General features: G+C 65.7%; 23 protein-coding genes. 22 read left to right on the forward strand and 1 reads right to left on the reverse strand.

The window, feature by feature from the left end:
• From gap to QZ847_RS14070, 3 genes are all read left to right on the forward strand, one after another.
• Window positions 1-987 (forward strand): type I glyceraldehyde-3-phosphate dehydrogenase (gene gap / locus QZ847_RS14060; RefSeq protein WP_294357469.1); only part of this gene is annotated, 987 nt, incomplete at its 5' end.
• A gap of 58 nt (window positions 988-1045) precedes the next feature.
• Window positions 1046-1588 carry an MOSC domain-containing protein gene (locus QZ847_RS14065; protein ID WP_366930199.1) on the forward strand — a complete coding sequence of 181 codons (543 nt, stop codon included), beginning with the start codon at window positions 1046-1048 and terminating at the stop codon, window positions 1586-1588.
• Window positions 1498-2703: a phosphoglycerate kinase gene (locus QZ847_RS14070; protein WP_294357471.1), complete on the forward strand. Its 1206-nt coding sequence runs from the start codon at window positions 1498-1500 to the stop codon at window positions 2701-2703. Before QZ847_RS14065 ends, QZ847_RS14070 begins: the two co-directional genes overlap by 91 nt.
• A gap of 33 nt (window positions 2704-2736) precedes the next feature.
• Here QZ847_RS14070 and QZ847_RS14075 read toward each other — a convergent pair whose 3' ends face one another.
• Complete coding sequence (locus QZ847_RS14075; protein ID WP_294357472.1) at window positions 2737-3234, reverse strand: TlpA disulfide reductase family protein; 498 nt, start codon at window positions 3232-3234, stop codon at window positions 2737-2739.
• Between the two features lie 116 nt (window positions 3235-3350).
• Between QZ847_RS14075 and QZ847_RS14080 the strand changes: the two genes are divergently transcribed.
• The 19 genes from QZ847_RS14080 to QZ847_RS14170 all read left to right on the forward strand — a co-directional run.
• A complete protein-coding gene (locus tag QZ847_RS14080; protein ID WP_294357474.1) occupies window positions 3351-3599 on the forward strand; it encodes a ribbon-helix-helix protein, CopG family in 249 nt (82 codons plus the stop codon).
• Window positions 3600-3601: 2 nt separating this feature from the next.
• The gene (locus tag QZ847_RS14085; protein WP_294357476.1) at window positions 3602-3934 is read left to right on the forward strand and encodes a type II toxin-antitoxin system PemK/MazF family toxin; all 333 of its coding nucleotides are present in this window, start codon (window positions 3602-3604) and stop codon (window positions 3932-3934) included.
• Window positions 3935-3957: 23 nt separating this feature from the next.
• Window positions 3958-4866: a class I fructose-bisphosphate aldolase gene (locus QZ847_RS14090; RefSeq protein ID WP_294191052.1), complete on the forward strand. Its 909-nt coding sequence runs from the start codon at window positions 3958-3960 to the stop codon at window positions 4864-4866.
• A gap of 98 nt (window positions 4867-4964) precedes the next feature.
• Window positions 4965-5660, forward strand: coding sequence for a thiamine phosphate synthase (gene thiE / locus QZ847_RS14095; protein ID WP_294357478.1), 696 nt, complete (start codon window positions 4965-4967; stop codon window positions 5658-5660).
• 52 nt (window positions 5661-5712) lie between these two features.
• Window positions 5713-6312, forward strand: coding sequence for a M23 family metallopeptidase (locus QZ847_RS14100; protein WP_294357480.1), 600 nt, complete (start codon window positions 5713-5715; stop codon window positions 6310-6312).
• A 63-nt stretch (window positions 6313-6375) separates the two neighbouring features.
• Window positions 6376-6939: an elongation factor P gene (gene efp, locus QZ847_RS14105; RefSeq protein WP_019516627.1), complete on the forward strand. Its 564-nt coding sequence runs from the start codon at window positions 6376-6378 to the stop codon at window positions 6937-6939.
• 214 nt (window positions 6940-7153) lie between these two features.
• A complete protein-coding gene (locus tag QZ847_RS14110) occupies window positions 7154-7966 on the forward strand; it encodes an inositol monophosphatase family protein (protein WP_294357482.1) in 813 nt (270 codons plus the stop codon).
• Between the two features lie 165 nt (window positions 7967-8131).
• On the forward strand, window positions 8132-8506 hold the full coding sequence (gene ndhC, locus QZ847_RS14115; protein WP_093003457.1) for an NADH-quinone oxidoreductase subunit A: 375 nt from the start codon (window positions 8132-8134) through the stop codon (window positions 8504-8506).
• Window positions 8507-8508: 2 nt separating this feature from the next.
• A complete protein-coding gene (locus tag QZ847_RS14120; protein WP_294191125.1) occupies window positions 8509-9066 on the forward strand; it encodes an NADH-quinone oxidoreductase subunit B family protein in 558 nt (185 codons plus the stop codon).
• Window positions 9063-9920: an NADH-quinone oxidoreductase subunit C gene (locus tag QZ847_RS14125; RefSeq protein ID WP_294357485.1), complete on the forward strand. Its 858-nt coding sequence runs from the start codon at window positions 9063-9065 to the stop codon at window positions 9918-9920. Before QZ847_RS14120 ends, QZ847_RS14125 begins: the two co-directional genes overlap by 4 nt.
• Window positions 9917-11197, forward strand: a complete 1281-nt coding sequence (locus QZ847_RS14130; RefSeq protein WP_294357487.1) for an NADH-quinone oxidoreductase subunit D — start codon at window positions 9917-9919, stop codon at window positions 11195-11197. Before QZ847_RS14125 ends, QZ847_RS14130 begins: the two co-directional genes overlap by 4 nt.
• Window positions 11197-11904, forward strand: a complete 708-nt coding sequence (locus QZ847_RS14135; RefSeq protein ID WP_294357489.1) for an NAD(P)H-dependent oxidoreductase subunit E — start codon at window positions 11197-11199, stop codon at window positions 11902-11904. Before QZ847_RS14130 ends, QZ847_RS14135 begins: the two co-directional genes overlap by 1 nt.
• Complete coding sequence (gene nuoF, locus QZ847_RS14140; RefSeq protein WP_294357491.1) at window positions 11901-13214, forward strand: NADH-quinone oxidoreductase subunit NuoF; 1314 nt, start codon at window positions 11901-11903, stop codon at window positions 13212-13214. The genes QZ847_RS14135 and nuoF overlap by 4 nt, the downstream gene beginning before the upstream one ends.
• On the forward strand, window positions 13214-15208 hold the full coding sequence (nuoG, locus tag QZ847_RS14145) for an NADH-quinone oxidoreductase subunit NuoG (protein WP_294357493.1): 1995 nt from the start codon (window positions 13214-13216) through the stop codon (window positions 15206-15208). The genes nuoF and nuoG overlap by 1 nt, the downstream gene beginning before the upstream one ends.
• The gene (gene nuoH / locus QZ847_RS14150; RefSeq protein WP_294188866.1) at window positions 15205-16251 is read left to right on the forward strand and encodes an NADH-quinone oxidoreductase subunit NuoH; all 1047 of its coding nucleotides are present in this window, start codon (window positions 15205-15207) and stop codon (window positions 16249-16251) included. Before nuoG ends, nuoH begins: the two co-directional genes overlap by 4 nt.
• A 1-nt stretch (window position 16252) precedes the next feature.
• Window positions 16253-16738 (forward strand): NADH-quinone oxidoreductase subunit NuoI, encoded by a 486-nt coding sequence (gene nuoI, locus QZ847_RS14155; protein ID WP_019516615.1) that lies wholly within the window; start codon window positions 16253-16255, stop codon window positions 16736-16738.
• A 61-nt stretch (window positions 16739-16799) separates the two neighbouring features.
• A complete protein-coding gene (locus QZ847_RS14160; protein WP_294357495.1) occupies window positions 16800-17411 on the forward strand; it encodes an NADH-quinone oxidoreductase subunit J in 612 nt (203 codons plus the stop codon).
• A 26-nt stretch (window positions 17412-17437) separates the two neighbouring features.
• Entirely contained in the window at window positions 17438-17734 is a 297-nt protein-coding gene (nuoK, locus tag QZ847_RS14165) for an NADH-quinone oxidoreductase subunit NuoK (RefSeq protein WP_281243237.1), read from the forward strand.
• A gap of 7 nt (window positions 17735-17741) precedes the next feature.
• The coding region (locus QZ847_RS14170; protein ID WP_294357496.1) for an NADH-quinone oxidoreductase subunit L at window positions 17742-18712 on the forward strand (971 nt) is incomplete at its 3' end.

The following is an 18712-nucleotide window of genomic DNA, read 5'->3' on the forward strand; positions in this document are numbered from 1 at the left end:
ATCAACGGGTTCGGGCGGATCGGTCGCCTGGTGGCGCGCGCGTTGCTGGAGCGGAACAGCGAGCTCGAACTCGTCACGATCAACGATCTCGCCGATGCGAAGTCGAACGCCTGGCTGTTCAGCCGCGACAGCGTCCACGGCCGCTACAACGGCACGGTCGAGGCCGAGGGCAACGACCTGGTGATCGACGGCCGCCGCATCCGTGTCACCGCAGAGCGCGACCCCGCAAACCTGCCGCACAAGGAACTGGGCGTCGACATCGTGCTCGAGTGCACCGGTTTCTTCACCGATCGAGAGAGCGCGCAGAAGCACATCGACGCGGGCGCGAAGAAGGTGCTGATCTCCGCACCCGCAAAGGGCGTCGACATCACCGTGGTCTACGGCGTCAACGACGACAAGCTGGAAGCGGGGCACACGATCGTGTCGAACGCGTCGTGCACGACCAACTGCCTGGCGCCGGTCGCCAAGGTGCTGAACGACGCGATCGGCATCGAGCGCGGGCTGATGACGACGATCCACGCCTACACCAACGACCAGAAGATCCTCGACCAGATCCACCCCGACCTGCGCCGTGCGCGTGCGGCCGCGATGAGCATGATCCCGACCACCACGGGCGCGGCGCGCGCGGTGGGCGAGGTGCTGCCGGAACTGAAGGGCAAGCTCGATGGGTCGGCGGTGCGCGTGCCGGTGCCGGACGGCAGCCTGGTCGACCTGACCTTCACCCCCGCGCGCGACACGACGCGCGACGAGGTCAACGAACTGCTGAAGGCAGCGGCCGAAGGCCCGATGAAAGGCGTGCTGCACTTCTCCGACGAGCCGCTGGTGTCGATCGACATCGTCCACACGCCGTACTCGTCGACGGTCGACAGCCTGGAGACCGCGGTGATCGACGGCAAGCTGGTGCGCGTGGTCACATGGTACGACAACGAGTGGGGCTTCTCCAACCGCATGGTCGACACCGCCACCGCGATGGCGAACTTCGGCTGACAACCTTTCGCGCCGTTGCGGGAGCATCGCGGCGGCGCGTAACCTTTACGGACAGATGATGGGTATCCTCCTCGGCATCGCGCGCCACGCTTTTCCCAAGGCGCCGATGGAGTTGATCGACCGCGCGGTCGTGACGTGCGAGGAGGGTATCCACGGCGACTATCGCGGCGCGATGAAGCGCAAGCCGTACAAGCGGCAGATGACGCTGATCGAACGCGGCGACTGGGCGGCGGCGCTGGCTGAGATCGGCGAGAGCATCGGCTGGGAGGAGCGGCGTTCCAACCTGCTGATCGATCGGTTCGATCTGCCGCAGGTGCCCGGCACATTGCTGCGTATCGGCGCCGAAGTGGTGCTGGAGATCACGCGCGAGACCGACCCGTGCGAGCGGATGGAAGCGCTGGCGCCCGGATTGAAGGCGGCATTGCTGCCCGATTGGCGCGGCGGCGCGTGCGCGATGGTGAGACAAGGCGGCGTGATCGCCGTCGGTGACCAAATCAGGATCGAGGAAACATGGACAAGTCCTTCCGAACGCTCGACGACGTCTCAGAAGACTTCGGAGGCGACATCCGCGGCAAGCGCGTCCTCGTTCGCGAGGATCTGAACGTACCGCTGCACGAGGGCCAGGTCAGCGACGACACGCGCCTGCGCGCGACCGTCCCGACGATTGCGGAACTGTCCGACAAGGGCGCGATCGTCCTGATCCTGGCGCATTTCGGGCGGCCCAAGGGCGTGCCGTCGCCGGAAATGTCGCTGGCGCAGATCGTCCGCCCGTACGAGGCGGTGCTGGGCCGCGCCGTGCGCTACGTCGACTGGGAAGGTGCCGAGGCGGCGATCGCGACGATGCAGCCGGGCGATGTCGGCGTGCTGGAGAACACGCGTTTCTTCGGTGGTGAGGAGAAGAACGACGCGCAAGTCGTTGATCGCTTTGCGGGGCTGGGCGACCTCTACGTCAACGACGCCTTCTCCGCCGCACACCGCGCGCATGCCTCGACCGAGGGGCTGGCGCGCCGCCTGCCGGCCTATGCCGGGCGGCAGATGGAGGCGGAGCTCGACGCGCTGGAGAAGGCGCTCGGCAATCCCGAGCATCCGGTCGCGGCGGTGGTTGGCGGCGCAAAGGTGTCGACCAAGCTGGACGTGCTCAAGCACCTGGTCGCGCGGGTCGATCACCTGATCATTGGCGGCGGCATGGCCAACACTTTCCTCGCGGCGCGCGGCGTGAATGTCGGCAAGAGCCTATGCGAGCACGACTTGACCGGCACCGCGGACGAAATCCTCGATGCCGCCGACAAGGCGGGCTGCACCGTGCACCTGCCGTACGACGTCGTGGTCGCGCGCGAGTTCAAGCCGAACCCCGATACGCGCACCGTCAACGTCCACGAGGTCGCGGCCGACGAGATGATCCTCGACATCGGACCCGCCGCGGCCGAGTCGCTGGGCGACGTGCTCAAGAACTGCCGCACGCTCGTATGGAACGGCCCGCTGGGTGCGTTCGAGACGCCGCCGTTCGATGCGGCGACGGTCGCGCTGGCGCGTACCGCGGCGGCGCTGACCAAGGAAGGCGGGCTCGTCTCGGTCGCGGGTGGCGGCGACACGGTTGCGGCGCTCAACCAGGCTGGCGTCGCGGGGGACTTCAGCTTCGTGTCGACCGCCGGCGGCGCGTTCCTTGAATGGATGGAAGGGCGCGAACTGCCCGGCGTGGCGGCGCTCGCACGCTGATGTCGCAAGCGCGCGGCCGGTCCGGTCGCGCGCTCAGCCGGCGGGAGCGGGTTCCTGCAACAACGGCACGATGACCTTGTTGAGCGTGTCGAGGTCGAACGCGCCTGCGGTCGCGTAGCGGATGCGTCCAGCGCGATCGATGATGTAGTTCATCGGCACTGCCGACACTTCCGAATATGGCCCCTTCGATCGCTTCACCGCTGGGATCGCCATCGCCGCGAACAACGGCTTCATGCGGTAGAGCGGCAACGAGTCTCCGGTGGTGACGGCGAAGGCGCGGAAACCGTGCTTCTTCTGAAGGTCGTAATAGCGGTCGATCAGCGGCAGTTCGGCGCGGCACGGCACGCACCACGTCGCCCAGAAGTTGAGCAGCACCACCTGACCCTTCAGATCGTCGCGCGACACCTTGCTGCCGTCCATCAGCGTGAAGGTAAAGTCGGGCGCAACCTCGCCGATCTTGGGCAGGCGTGCACTTGCCGGCGCGGCCCAAAACAATGCCGCCAACGCGGCGATCAGCCAGTGTTTGATCATTGAATAATCCCCTCGAAGTGATGCTGCGACGGGATGGGGCCGGCGTCAACGCGGCTTGCGCGCAGCGACGCCGACGCGTAGAGCTCCGTTTAACACGTTAAACAAGGGTGCGCGAAATGCTTGGGGTGCGACTGGACGAGGAGCTGGAACAGCGTCTCGCCGCCGTCGCGCGCTCGCAGGGACGCAGCAAGAGCGACATCGCGCGCGAAGCGGTTCGGCGCTACGTCGACCTGCATGACGAGGCGTTCCGGCGCGAGGCGCGGCGTCAGTCGCTGCGGGCGTCGCGTCGCGAAGCGGAGAGCGATCACTGTTTCTGGGAAGCGGCGGAGGTTTCTGATGCTCTGGACGCGGAGAGGGCGCGTTGAGCGTGCCCGAGATCAGGCACGGCGCGATCGTTATGGTGTCGCCGCTAGAGGGCGAGTCCGACCCGCGCGCCAGTGTCGTCGTGCAGGCCGATCTGTTCAACGACACGCATGCTACGATCACGCTGTGCCCGTTGACCGAGATCATCGGTGGCGAGGCGCTGTTCCGCGTCGCGATCTCGCCGCAGGAACACACCGGTCTGTCGGTCGAGTGCGAGGTGCAGGTGGATCGGATCACCTCGGTCCGACGTCATCGGATCGTCAAGGTGATCGGCCATGCATCAGCAACCCGGATGGAACAGGTCGATCAGGCGCTGCGGCGCTGGCTAACCTTGTGAACACAACGAACTAGGAGTTGAACATGACCCCGATCGTCAAGAACATCCTCGACAAGTACGAGGGCACCAGCCCGGCGGTGAAGGCCAATCTCGCGCGCATCCTGATGCACGGCAAGCTGGGCGGCACCGGCAAGCTGGTGATCCTGCCGGTCGACCAGGGGTTCGAGCACGGCCCCGCGCGCTCGTTCGCGATCAATCCGGCGGCGTACGACCCGCATTACCATTATCAGATCGCGATCGACGCCGGCCTGTCGGCCTATGCCGCGCCGCTCGGCATGCTGGAGGCTGGCGCCGACACGTTCGCGGGGCAGATCCCGACGATCCTGAAGGTCAACTCGTCGAACAGCTGGGCGACCAGCATCAACCAGGCGCAGACCGGCAGCGTCGAGGACGCGCTGCGACTCGGTTGCGCGGCGATCGGCTTCACGATCTATCCGGGATCCGACCACATCTTCGAGATGATGGAGCAGATTCGTGCGCTGCGCGAGGAAGCCGAGGCGGCGGGATTGGCGACGGTGATCTGGTCGTATCCGCGCGGCGGCGACATTTCAAAGGATGGCGAGCTCGCGCTCGATGTCGGCGCCTATGCCGCGCACATGGCGGCCCTGCTCGGCGCACACATCATCAAGGTGAAGCTGCCGAGCGCGCATATCGAGCAAAAGGACGCGAAGAAGGCGTACGAGAAGCTCGACGCCTCGACCCAGGCGAAGCGCGTTGCGCACGTCGTGCAGGCGAGCTTCGCCGGGCGCCGCGTGGTGGTGTTCTCGGGCGGCGCGTCGAAGGGTGCGGATGCGGTCTATCAGGACGCGCGCGACATTCGCGACGGCGGCGGCAATGGCTCGATCATCGGGCGCAACACGTTCCAGCGCGAGCGCGGTGAGGCGCTGGAGATGCTCGCCAAGCTGATCGCGATCTACAAGAACGAGGAATAAGGCATTGTGATCGCGGCGGCTCTCGCATGAGCCGCCACGACGAACACAGGTCGGCGTTGGCGCTTTCGTCCTGAGGGGCGAAGCGCTAGTGCGGTTCGATGAATATCGAAGACCCGCTCGGCCCGCTCGACCCCGGTTTCGCGACCGCTTTCCGGCGCGACGATCGGCGACCGGCCTGTCAGTTATACCTTGTCTCGCCACTCGAGGTGGGCGGCGACTTCCCCGATCGCCTGCGCCGCGCGCTAGGTGCCGGACCGGTCGCGGCGTTTCAGTTCCGGGTCAAGGATGTCGACCAGCACGCCGCCGCGAAGCTGGCCGAGCCGTTGCAGGCCATCTGCGCCGAGCATGACGTCGCCTTCATCGTCAACGACAGCGCGAGTCTCGCCAAGCGGCTGGGCGCGGACGGCGTGCATCTGGGGCAGGACGATGACGACGCGCGTGACGCGCGCGCGTTGCTTGGCCCGGACGTGCAGATCGGCGTGACGTGCCACGATAGCCGGCACCTCGCGATGGAGGCCGGTGAGGCGAATGCCGATTACGTCGCGTTCGGCGCTTTCTACCCGACCACAACCAAGGCGGTGAAGCACCGTCCCGAGCCGTCGATCCTGTCGTGGTGGTCGACGCTGTTCGAGCTGCCGAGCGTCGCGATCGGCGGCATCACGCCCGACAATGTCGCGCCGCTGGTCACGGCGGGAGCGGATTTCGTCGCGGCGTCGGGGTCGGTGTGGAGCGGTGACGAGGCCGCGGCGATCAAGGCGTTCGAGGCGGCACTGGCCGACGCGCATCGGCGCTGAACACCGACGGCGTGCTTGACGGGCGCGCCGGTCCGCCGTTCATAGTGACGCCATGACCCGGCTCGGCGCCATCATCCTGTTGATCATCGTCGTGGCAGTCGTCGGCTTCGCATCGATGCTGTCGTTCGGTACGTCTCCGGTACGGCCTGCGCGGATCGAGCGCGCTGCACCCGAGGCCGACGTCGCTGCTCCCCGCTTGGGCAGCAACGCGGGCCTGAGCGTGCCGGTCGCGGGCGTCGGTCGCGGTGCGCTCCGCGATAGCTGGGGCGAGGCGCGCGAGGGCGGCGAACGCGGCCATCACGGCATCGACATCATGGCACCGGGTGGCACGCCGGTGATCGCGACCGCGGACGGCCGGATCGAAAAGCTGTTCGAGAGCGGGCGGGGCGGCACTACGCTTTACCAGCGCTCCGCGGACGGACGCTGGATGTATTATTACGCGCACCTCGCCGGCTACGCGTCGGGCCTGCGCGAAGGCTTGCGCGTGCGGCGTGGGCAGTTGCTCGGCTACGTCGGTGACAGCGGCAATGCGGGGGCTGGCAATTACCACCTGCATTTCGGCCTGTCGCGGATGATGCCGAGCGAGCGCTGGTGGCAGGGCGAGAGCGTCGACCCGTATCCGCTTCTTGCCCGGCCGCGCTCCGAGCGCTAAGTGGCGCGCACCGGCTTCCCGCGCGTGCGGCGAGGCCCCAGCTCTTTTCCATAGGCGAGATCCATGAAGATCAGCGGCGTGGACATCCGTCCCGGCAACATCATTGAGTATGAAGGCGGCATCTGGCGCGCCGTGAAGATCCAGCACACGCAGCCCGGCAAGGGCGGCGCGTACATGCAGGTCGAACTGAAGAACCTGCGCGACGGGCGCAAGAACAACGTCCGGTTCCGCTCGGCGGAGTCGGTCGAGCGCGTGCGGCTCGACACCAAGGACTTCCAGTTCCTGTTCGCCGACGGCGACGGGCTCGTCTTCATGGACAAGCAGACCTACGACCAGGTGACGCTGCCGCGCGACCTGCTAGGCGACGCCGCGGCGTTCCTGCAGGACGGCATGGACGTCGTCATGGAATTGTATGACGACGAGGCGATCAGCGTGCAGCTGCCCGACACGATCGAGGCCGAGATCGTCGAGGCCGACGCGGTGGTAAAGGGGCAGACCGCCTCGTCGAGCTACAAGCCCGCGATCCTCGACAACGGCGTGCGCGTGATGGTGCCGCCGCATATTTCGGCCGGCACGCGGATCGTGGTCGATGTTTACGAACAGACGTATGTGCGGCGCGCGGATTGAGACGATTAGCCTAAGCTAATCGCACAATCCGCCGCCCGGCCGGCGCGCGACAAGCGCGACCGACGACGCGGGCTTCGCTCGCGGCGGTCCGCCATTTCAGAAGCCCTCGACGAAGGGCCGGGGAGGGGCCGCCGGGGCGACCCTCTCCCCCATGCGGCACCGCATGGGGCTCCCCTCTCCCAAACCCTCTCCCCGGAGGGGCGAGGGCTTAGTTATGCCATCTCATTCCGGCCTGTTCACGATCATCGAGCGCGCGGCGCGCAAGGCGGCACCGCGGCTGCGTCGCGACTTCAACGAGGTCCAGCAGCTGCAGGTCAGCCGCAAGGGGCCGGCGGACTTCGTCAGCCAGGCCGATCAGCGCTGCGAGCAGACGCTGTACGAGGAATTGTCGAAGGCGCGGCCCGATTGGGGTTTCCTGATGGAAGAGCGCGGCGAGATCGAAGGCGATCCGACCAAGCCGCGCTTCATTGTCGACCCGCTCGATGGCACGTCGAACTTCCTTCATGGTATTCCGCATTTCGCGATCTCGATCGCGGTCGAGGAGCCACTGCCGAACGGCAAGCGCGAGATCACCACCGCGCTGACGTATCAGCCGCTGACCGACGAGAGTTTTTGGGCGGAGAAGGGCCGCGGCGCGTGGTTGCAGGACCAACGGCTGCGCGTGTCGGCGCGTCGCGAGCCGTCGGAGGCGCTGATCGCGACCGGCATCCCGTTCATGGGTCACGGCGATTTCGTGCAATGGACGCGCGTGTTCGGCGCGATCGCGCCGCAGGTCGCGGGCATCCGCCGGCTGGGTGCGGCGACGCTCGATCTCGCCTGGGTCGCGGCGGGGCGGTTCGACGCTTACTGGGAGAGCGACCTGAAGCCGTGGGATGTTTCGGCGGGCGTGCTGCTGGTCAAGGAAGCCGGAGGCTTCGTTACCGACTTCCGCGGCGGCGACCGCTACATGGAGCGCAACGAGTTCCTGGCATCGAACGATAGCCTGCATTCAAAGCTGCACAAGATGGTGGCGCAAACGCTGCGCTGAGTTGCTGAGGGCGAACGCGTTACCCGCCGGTGCGCCGGCGGGGTGTGTTGCGATTCATTCTCACATCCCCTGCGCCTTGCCCGGTCATGCCCGGAGGCCTAAAGCGTCGGGCAATCGTTCGCACATGCGGTACGAACCTGTGCAAGCCATATTGAGAGTCTGACATTGGTCGACCTGTCGCAATATCTGCCGATCCTGATGTTCTTGGGGGTCGCGCTCATCCTGTCGTCGGCGTTCGTGTTCCTGCCGATGGCGGTGTCGCGGATCACCGGGTCGCATAAGCCGACCGCGGAGAAGCTGTCCGAGTACGAGTGCGGTTTCCCCGCGTTCGAGGACAGCCGCAGCCAGTTCGACGTGCGCTTTTATCTCGTTGCCATTCTGTTCATCATCTTCGATCTCGAGGCGGCATTCCTATATCCTTGGGCAGTAAGCGTTTTCTCGCTCGGATGGACGGCGTGGATCAGCATGATGGTATTTATCGCGGAGCTGGCGCTCGGGCTCGTGTACGCGTGGAAGAAGGGAGCGTTGGAGTGGGAGTAGAAGTGCACTCCGGACCCGTAGGGCTCGTCAACGCGCCGGAAACCGGTCGTTCGGTCGTCGCGCCCGATCAGGGCTTCTTCGATAGTCTGAACGGCGAGCTGACCGACAAGGGTTTCCTGGTTACCTCGTCGGAGGAGCTGTTCCAGTGGGCGCGGACGGGCTCTCTGTGGTGGATGACGTTCGGTCTCGCGTGCTGCGCGGTGGAGATGATCCACGTCAACATGCCGCGCTACGATCTCGAACGCTTCGGCGCCGCGCCGCGCGCGAGCCCGCGCCAGTCGGACGTGATGATCGTCGCGGGCACGCTGTGCAACAAGATGGCGCCGGCGCTGCGCAAGGTCTACGACCAGATGTCAGAGCCGAAGTACGTCATCTCGATGGGCAGCTGCGCCAACGGCGGCGGTTACTATCATTACAGCTACTCGGTGGTGCGCGGTTGCGACCGCGTCGTCCCGGTCGACATCTACGTCCCGGGTTGCCCGCCGACGGCGGAGGCGTTGCTCTACGGCATCATGCAGTTGCAGCGTAAGATCCGCCGCAGCGGGAGCATCGAGCGATGAAGGCGCCGGCACCGGCATTCGCCTACAGCCTGAACGACGAGACGATCGCGGCGGCGCAGAGTGCGATCGGCGGGGGCCTCACGCACGCGTTCGCGCGCGCGGGCGAGGTGCAGTTGCACGTGACGCGCGAGGCACTCGTGGCTGCGCTGACCGCGCTGCGCGACACGCCCGGCCTCGAATACCAGCAGCTGATGGAGATCGCGGGCGTCGACTATCCCGATCGCGGGCCTGAGCGGTTCGAGATCGTCTACTGCCTCTTGTCGCTGACGCGTAACCATCGGCTGCACGTCCATGTGCGCGCGTCGGAGGACACGCCGGTGCCGAGCGTCACGGGGCTGTGGCCGGTCGCGGGCTGGCTGGAGCGCGAGGTGTACGACATGTACGGCGTGCTGTTTGCGGGCAACCAGGACCTGCGCCGCATCCTGACCGACTATGGCTTTCGCGGTCATCCGTTCCGCAAGGACTTCCCGCTCTCCGGCTTCGTCGAGATGCGTTATTCGGAAGAACAGAAGCGCGTCGTGTACGAGCCGGTCAAGCTCGCGCAGGATTTTCGCAGCTTCGATTTCATGAGCCCGTGGGAAGGTGCCGAATACGTGCTGCCGGGCGACGAGAAGGCGAAGGACGCCGCACTGCCGCAGGCGAAGGGCGCGCAGACGCCCGCCACCGCGACGCAGGTGCAGAAGGCCGGCGCGAGCGAGAGCGACAAGCAGCCACCGGCCGCATCGAGCGAGCCGTACGCTAAGAAGGATGCGGCGAGCACCGCCGAGACCGGGGCCGGCAAGAGCAATCCCGATTCCAAACCTGAGCCGCGCGACCCCGATGTCGAGCCCGGCAAGGGAGGGCAGAACCAATGACCGACACGCTCGTCGACAAGGACATGGCCGTCGATCGCGAAGTCGATCCCGCGGTCGAGAAAATCGTTCACGCGACCGACGCCTCGCACCCGAGCGAGGGCGATGTCGCGATCCAGAACTACACGATCAACTTCGGCCCGCAGCATCCCGCGGCGCACGGCGTGTTGCGCCTCGTCATGGAGCTCGACGGTGAGATCATCGAGCGGATCGACCCGCACGTTGGCCTCCTCCACCGCGGCACCGAGAAGCTGATCGAGTACAAGACCTACGCGCAGGCGATCCCGTACTTCGACCGGCTCGATTACTGCTCGCCGATGTGCATGGAGCACACCTTCGTGCTCGCAATCGAGAAGCTGCTCGATCTGGAGGTGCCGCTGCGCGCGCAGTACCTGCGCGTGCTGTTCGCGGAGCTGACGCGCATCTCGAACCACATGCTGAACCTCGGTTCGCACGTCATGGACGTCGGTGCCATGACGCCCAACCTATGGCTGTTCGAGATCCGCGAGGATTGCTACGGCTTCTTCGAGCGCGCGTCGGGCGCGCGCATGCACCACAATTACATGCGGCCGGGCGGCGTCCACCAGGACGTGCCCTTGAAGCTGCTGACCGACATCGCCGACTGGCTCGACACGCGGCTGCCGCGCCTGTTCGAGGACGCGATCAGCCTCGTCGCTGACAACCGCATCTTCAAGCAGCGCAACGTCGATATCGGCATGGTTTCCCGTGACGACGCGATCGCCTGGGGCTTCTCGGGTCCAATGATCCGTGCAGCGGGCATCCCGTGGGACCTGCGCAAGTCGCAGCCTTACGACGTGTACGACCGGATGGACTTCGACGTGCCCGTTGGCACGCGAGGCGACTGCTACGACCGGTTCATGGTGCGCGTGGAGGAGGTGCGTCAGTCGGCGCGGATCATGCGCCAGTGCCTGAACGAGATGCCCGAGGGGCCGATCGCCAGCCTCGACCGCAAGGTGGTGCCGCCGAAGCGCGCCGAGATGAAGCAGTCGATGGAAGCGCTGATCCATCACTTCAAGCTCTATACCGAGGGCTATCACGTTCCGGCGGGCGAGGTATACGTCGCGACCGAGAGCCCGAAGGGCGAGTTCGGCGTGTACCTGGTCTCGGACGGCAGCAACAAGCCGTATCGCTGCAAGATCCGCCCAACCGCCTTTTCGCACCTGCAGGCGATGGACTTCATGAGCCGCGGCCACATGCTCGCGGACACCACCGCGATTTTGGGCGCGATGGATATTGTTTTTGGTGAATGTGACCGCTGATGGCTGACGGACCGCAGATCCCCGATGAGGCCGAGACCCGCGCGCGCTGGGGCGCGTTCGCGTGGGACGATGACAGCCGCGAAAAACGCAGCGCGATCATGGCGCGTTACCCCGCGGGACGTGAGCAGTCGGCGTCGATCCCGCTGCTCGACTTGGCGCAGCGTCAGGTCGGCCGCGAGACGCACACGCAGGGCTGGTTGCCCGTGCCCGTGATCGAGTTCGTCGCGCGTGAGATCGGGGTGCCGTACATCCGCGTGTTCGAGGTCGCGACCTTCTACACGATGTTCAACCTGGCGCCGGTTGGGCGATTCCACGTCCAGGTGTGCGGCACGACGCCGTGCGTGCTGCGCGGGTCGGACGACGTGTTCGCGGCGTGCAAGAACAAGGGGCTGATCAAGGGGCGCACCACGCCCGACGGCCTGTTCACGCTGACCGAGGTCGAGTGCATGGGCAATTGCGCGTCGGCACCGATGGTGCAGATCAACGACGACAATTATGAGGACCTCGACTACGATCGCACCACCGTGATCCTCGAGACACTGGCGAACGGCGGCACGCCCAAGCCCGGATCGCAGGAGCCGGGACGTCACACGGTCGAGCCGTACGGCGGTCCGACGACGCTGACCGCGATGGTGAACGAGAACCACGATTACCGCGGCGAATGGGGGCAGGTGGCGGAACCGCAAGCGGTGGAGCAGCAGGCATGAGTCTCGCCGACAAGGATCGTATTTTCACCAACCTGTACGGCTTTCAGTCGTGGCGGGTGGATGCCGCGATGCAGCGCGGTGACTGGGATAACACCAAGGACCTGCTTGCGCTCGGCCAGGACAAGATCATCGACGTCATCAAGGCGTCGGGGTTGCGTGGGCGCGGCGGTGCGGGGTTCCCCACGGGCACGAAGTGGAGCTTCATGCCCAAGGAGCCCAAGCCCGATCGTCCGAACTTCCTGGTCATCAACGCTGACGAGTCCGAGCCGGGCAGTTGCAAGGACCGCGAGATCATGCGGCACGATCCGCATAAGCTGATCGAGGGCGCGCTGCTCGCGGGCTTCGCGATGCGTGCGCGGGCGGCGTATATCTACATTCGCGGCGAATATATTCGCGAGGCCGAGGTGCTGTTCGCCGCGGTCGCCGAAGCGTACGATCGTGGGTTAGTCGGCAAGAACGCGTGCGGGTCGGGCTACGACTTCGACGTGTTCGTCCACCGCGGTGCGGGCGCGTACATCTGCGGTGAGGAAACCGCGATGCTCGAGAGCCTGGAGGGCAAGAAGGGCCAGCCGCGCCTCAAGCCGCCGTTCCCGGCGGGGGCGGGCCTCTACGGCTGCCCGACGACGGTCAACAACGTTGAATCGATCGCGGTCGCGCCGACGATCCTGCGGCGCGGTGCGGCGTGGTTCTCAAGCTTCGGCAACGAGAACAACAAGGGTACCAAGCTGTTCCAGATCAGCGGCCACGTCGAGAAGCCGACGGTGGTCGAAGAAGCGATGAGCATCAGCTTCCGCGAACTGATCGAGAAGCATTGCGGCGGTATCCGGGGCGGGTGGGACAATCTGCTCGCGGTGATCCCGGGTGGATCGTCGGTGCCGCTGGTGCCGGCGAAGGACATCATCGACTGTCCGATGGACTTCGACGGGTTGAAGGGCGTCGGCTCGGGTTTGGGCACCGCCGCCGTGATCGTCATGGACAAGTCGACCGACGTCGTCCGCGCGATCAGCCGTATCTCATACTTCTACAAGCACGAGAGCTGCGGCCAGTGCACGCCGTGCCGCGAGGGCACCGGCTGGATGTGGCGCGTGATGGAGCGGCTGCGCACCGGCGACGCCGAAATCGGCGAGATCGACATGCTCCAGCAGGTGACCAAGCAGGTCGAGGGTCATTCGATCTGCGCATTGGGCGACGCCGCCGCGTGGCCGATCCAGGGGCTGATCAAGCATTTCCGCCCCGAGCTGGAACGCCGGATTAACGAACGCACAGGAACGACCGGGAGCCTCGCTCCCATGCAGGAAGCTGCCGAGTAATGCCGAAGCTTAAAGTAGACGGGATCGAGGTCGAGGTGCCTGCCGGTGCCACGGTTCTCCAGGCGTGCGAGGCCGCGGGCAAGGAGATCCCGCGTTTCTGCTATCACGAGCGGCTTAGCATCGCGGGCAATTGCCGCATGTGCCTGGTCGAGGTGAAGCCCGGGCCGCCCAAGCCGCAGGCGTCGTGCGCGCTTCCCGCCGCGGACAATCAGGAAGTGTTCACCACGACACCGATGGTGAAGCATGCCCGCGAGGGCATCATGGAATTCCTGCTGATCAATCACCCGCTCGACTGCCCGATATGCGATCAGGGTGGCGAGTGCGACCTGCAGGACCAGTCGGTCGCCTATGGCCGCGGGCGCTCGCGCTTCGCCGAGAACAAGCGTGCGGTGACCGAGAAGTACATGGGGCCGATCGTCAAGACGATCATGACCCGGTGCATACAGTGCACGCGCTGCGTCCGTTTCGCGGAGGAAGTCGCGGGCGTGGAGGAAATCGGCGCGATCTATCGCGGCGAGAACATGCAGATCACCAGCTATCTTGAGGAAGCGGTGACGAGCGAGCTGTCGGGCAACGTCGTCGACCTGTGCCCCGTCGGCGCGCTGACCAGCAAGCCCTACGCGTTCGAGGCGCGGCCGTGGGAGCTGCGCAAGACGCTGTCGATCGACGTGATGGATGCGGTCGGCACGAACATCCGTTTGGACGCGCGCGGGCGGCAGGTGCTGCGCGCGGTGCCGCGCGTCAACGACGACGTGAACGAGGAGTGGGCGACCGACAAGACGCGGCACGCGGTCGATGGGCTCGTGCGCAAGCGGCTCGACCGCCCGTACGTGCGCCGCGACGGCAAGCTGTACCCGGTCACGTGGGACGAGGCGTTCGCGACGATCGCCGCGGTCGACCACGGTGACTCGGTCGCGGCCGTTGCTGGCGATCTGGTCGATTGCGAGACGATGTTCGCGGCGAAGGCGCTGCTGAACGAACTGGGCGATGCCAAGCTTGAGGGCCGCCAGACCGGTATGGACTATGACACGTCCAGCTTGGCGGCGGTAAACTTCAACACCACCATCGCCGGGGTCGAGGAAGCGGACGCGATCCTGCTCGTCGGCACCAATTTGCGCTGGGAAGCGGCGCTGGTGAACACGCGCGTGCGCAAGGCGATCAAGCGCGGCGCCAAGGTGTTCGCGATCGGCCCCGAGACCGAGCTGACCTACAAGGTCGAGTGGCTGGGCGACGACCTGTCGATCCTGGGCAACCTGCCCGAGATAGTCACGAACGCGTTCGGCAAGGCCGAGCGTCCGATGGTGATCGTCGGCGGTGCGGCGCTGAAGGGCGCGCACGGCGCGGCGCTGGGTCTGGTCAACAGCCTCAACCTGGTGCGTGACGGCTGGAATGGCTTCAACGTCGTCCACATGGCGGCGAGCCGGATGGGCGGACTGATGCTCGGTTACGCGTCGAAGGGCGGAATCGCCGACCTGCATGACGCCAAGCTCGCCTTCTTCCTCGGTGCGGACGAGTGCGACTTCACGAAGTTCACCGGGTTCAAGGTGTTCGTCGGTCATCACGGTGATCGCGGCGCGCATCATGCCGACGTGATCCTGCCGGGCGCGAGCTATGCCGAGAAGTCGGGGACGTTCGTCAACCTCGAGGGCCGCGTCCAGCGTGGCGAGCGCGCCGGTTTCCCGCCAGGCGACGCGCGCGAGGACTGGGCGATCTTCCGCGCGCTGTCGGACAAGCTCGGCAAGACCCTGTCGTTCGACACGCTGGAGGAACTGCGCGCGACGATGGCGCTCGACTGCCCCGATCTGGCGACGCTCGGGCTCAGGACGTTCGCGTGGAACCCGCCGTCGCTGGCGACCACGGCGTCGGGCCGGATCGAGGGCTATCCAATCAAGGACTTCTACCTCACCAATGCGATCTGCCGCGCGTCGCCCACGATGCAGCGCTGCTCGGCGGAACTGATCCACGGTGAGAGCTTCGCGGAGGCAGCGGAGTGACCGGCTTCTTCAACACAACGCTGGGCCTGTCGTACGGCTGGTCGTGGTTCCTGGCGACGATCATCGGCATCCTCGTGATCGCGCTGCCGCTCATGCTGGCGGTGGCGATGATCATCTACGCCGATCGCAAGATCTGGGCGGCGATGGCGCTGCGCCGCGGCCCCAACGTCGTCGGCCCTTTCGGCCTGCTGCAGAGCTTCGCCGATGGCCTGAAGGTGTTCCTGCAGGAGACGATCGTCCCCTCGGCAGCGAATCGCGGGCTGTTCCTGCTCGCGCCGATCATCACCTTCACGGTCGCGCTGATTGTCTGGGCGGTGGTGCCGTTCCAGCCGAGTGTCGTGCTCGCCGACATCAACGTCGGGTTGCTCTATGTGCTCGCGGCGTCGTCGCTCGGCGTTTACGGCATCATCCTGGCGGGCTGGTCATCGAACTCGAAATACCCGTTCTTCTCCGCGATCCGCGCCGCGGCGCAGATGGTCAGTTACGAGGTCGCGATCGGTTTCGTGCTGATCTCGGTCGTGATGTGGGCGGGGACGTTCAACCTGACTGGGATCGTCGAGGCGCAGAAGGGGTTGTACGGCTTCATCAACGGCTTCGCGTTCAATCCCCTGCTGTTCCCGATGGCGGTCGTGTTCCTGATCTCGTCGCTGGCGGAAACGCAGCGCGCCCCGTTCGATCTGACCGAGGCGGAGTCGGAACTCGTCGCCGGTTACCAGACCGAGTACAGCTCGATGAGCTTCGCGCTCTACTGGCTGGGCGAGTACGCCAACGTGCTGTTGATGTGCACGCTGAACGCGACGCTGTTTTGGGGCGGATACCTGCCGCCGTTCGACTGGGCACCGCTATATGTCGTGCCGGGCATCATCTGGCTGTTCGCCAAGATCCTGTTCTTCTTCTTCGTGTTCTCCTGGATCAAGGCAACCGTGCCGCGCTACCGCTACGACCAGCTGATGCGGCTGGGGTGGAAGGTGTTTCTGCCGCTGTCGCTGTTCTGGGTGTTCCTGGTGTCGGGCGTGCTGATGTTTATGCGCGTGGGAGTTTGAGATGAGTATCGCGCAGACGATCAAGTCGTTCACGCTGTGGGAGTTCGTGAAGGCGCACGCCCTCACGCTGAAGTACTTCTTCAAACCCAAGGCGACGATCAACTATCCGTTCGAGAAGAACCCGCTGTCACCGCGTTTCCGCGGCGAGCACGCGCTGCGCCGCTATCCCAACGGCGAGGAACGCTGCATCGCGTGCAAACTGTGCGAGGCGGTGTGCCCGGCGCAGGCGATCACGATCGAGGCCGAGCCGCGCGACGACGGCAGCCGCCGCACGACGCGCTACGACATCGACATGACCAAGTGCATCTACTGCGGCCTGTGTCAGGAAGCGTGCCCGGTCGATGCGATCGTCGAGGGACCGAATCTCGATTTCGCGACGGAAACGCGCGAGGAGTTGATCTACGACAAGGCCAAGCTGCTCGACAACGGCGACCGTTGGGAGCGCGCGATCGCCGCGAACCTTGCCGCCGACGCACCGTACCGTTAAGCGCGCGGCCAAGACCGACAGCCGCCGGAATAGACAGGCCAAAAGGGGCTCGTAGAATATCGTGATACAGGCGCTCGCCTTTTACCTGTTCGCGCTCGTCGTGCTGCTCTCAGGCGCCATGACGATCCTGTCGCGCAACCCGGTCCATTCCGTGCTGTGGCTGATCCTGGCGTTCTTCAACGCCGCCGGCCTGATGGTGCTGGTGGGCGCGGAGTTCATCGCGATGCTGCTCGTCATCGTCTACGTCGGCGCCGTCGCGGTGCTGTTCCTGTTCGTCGTCATGATGCTCGACATCGATTTCGCCGAGCTGAGGGCAGGATTCGTGCGCTATGCGGCGCTCGGGCTGCTGCTCGCGGTCGCGCTGGTCGCGGAGATCCTGATCGGTGTCGGTGCGTGGAGCGCGGGCGGGATCAATCTCGCGCGACGCGCGGCGCCGACCGATGCGACGGTGCCGAACATCGAGGCGATCGGGCAGCTGCTCTACACGCGCTATCTGTTCATCTTCGAAGGCGCCGGGCTGGTGTTGCTGGTCGCGATGATCGGCGCGATCGTGCTGACGCACCGCGAGCGGTCGGGGTCGCGCTATCAGAATATCGCGCGGCAGAACGCGCGCCGTCCGCAGGATGCGACGCGCAACGTGCGGCCCGAAATCGGGCAGGGAGTGCAATTGTGAGCGGCGAAATTGCGGGCGGCGTCGGCCTGATCCACTATCTGGTCGTGGCGGCGCTGCTGTTCACGATGGGGGTGCTGGGCATCTTCCTCAACCGCAAGAACATCATCGTCATCCTGATGGCGATCGAGCTGATCCTGCTGGCGGTGAACATCAATCTGGTCGCCTTCTCGGCCGCGCTGCACGATCTGGTCGGTCAGGTGTTCGCGATGTTCGTGCTGACGGTGGCGGCGGGCGAGGCCGCGATCGGGCTCGCCATCCTGGTCATCTTCTTCCGAGGTCGCGGCTCGATCTCGGTCGACGATCCCAGCCGGATGAAGGGATAAGACGTCCGTGCACTCGATCCTCTTCATTGTCTTCCTGCCGCTCGTCGCGGCCGCGATCGCCGGGCTGGGTAACCGCTCGCTGGGCGTGGTGCCGGCCAAGGTCATCACGACCGGCGCGTTGTTCGTGTCGTGCCTGCTGTCGTGGCCGATCTTCATCGGTTATCTGAGCGGCAACGCCGAGGCGACCGTCGCGCCGGTGCTCCACTTCATCACCTCGGGCACGTTCGACGTGTCGTGGGCGCTGCGTGTCGACGCGCTGACCGCGGTCATGCTGGTCGTCATCACCAGCGTCTCTGCGCTCGTTCACCTCTACTCGTGGGGGTACATGGCGGAGGACCCGGATCAGCCGCGCTTCTTCGCGTACCTTTGCCTGTTCACCTTTGCGATGCTGATGCTCGTGACCGCGGACAATCTGATCCAGATGTTCTTCGGCTGGGAAGGCGTTGGCCTTGCCAGCTACCTGCTGATCGGTTTCTGGTTCCGTAAGCCGAGCGCCAACGCGGCCGCGATCAAGGCTTTCGTCGTCAACCGCGTCGGCGACCTGGGCTTCATGCTCGGCATCTTCGGCACCTATCTGGTGTTCAACACCGTCTCGATCCCTGCAATCCTGGCCGCCGCGCCGTCGATGGCGGGGTCGACAATCGGGTTCCTGTGGTTCCGTGCCGACACGATGACGGTGCTGTGCCTGCTGCTGTTCGTCGGCGCGATGGGCAAGTCGGCGCAGCTCGGTCTTCACACCTGGTTGCCCGACGCGATGGAGGGCCCGACCCCCGTCTCGGCGCTGATCCACGCCGCGACGATGGTGACCGCGGGCGTGTTCATGGTGTGCCGCCTGTCGCCAATGTTCGAGACCAGTCCGACCGCTTTGGGCTTCGTCACCTTTATCGGTGCCGCGACCTGCCTGTTCGCGGCGACGATCGGCACGACGCAGACCGACATCAAGCGCGTGATCGCTTATTCGACCTGCTCGCAGCTCGG

Source organism: uncultured Sphingomonas sp. (genome assembly GCF_913778135.1).
Taxonomy (GTDB): domain Bacteria; phylum Pseudomonadota; class Alphaproteobacteria; order Sphingomonadales; family Sphingomonadaceae; genus Sphingomonas.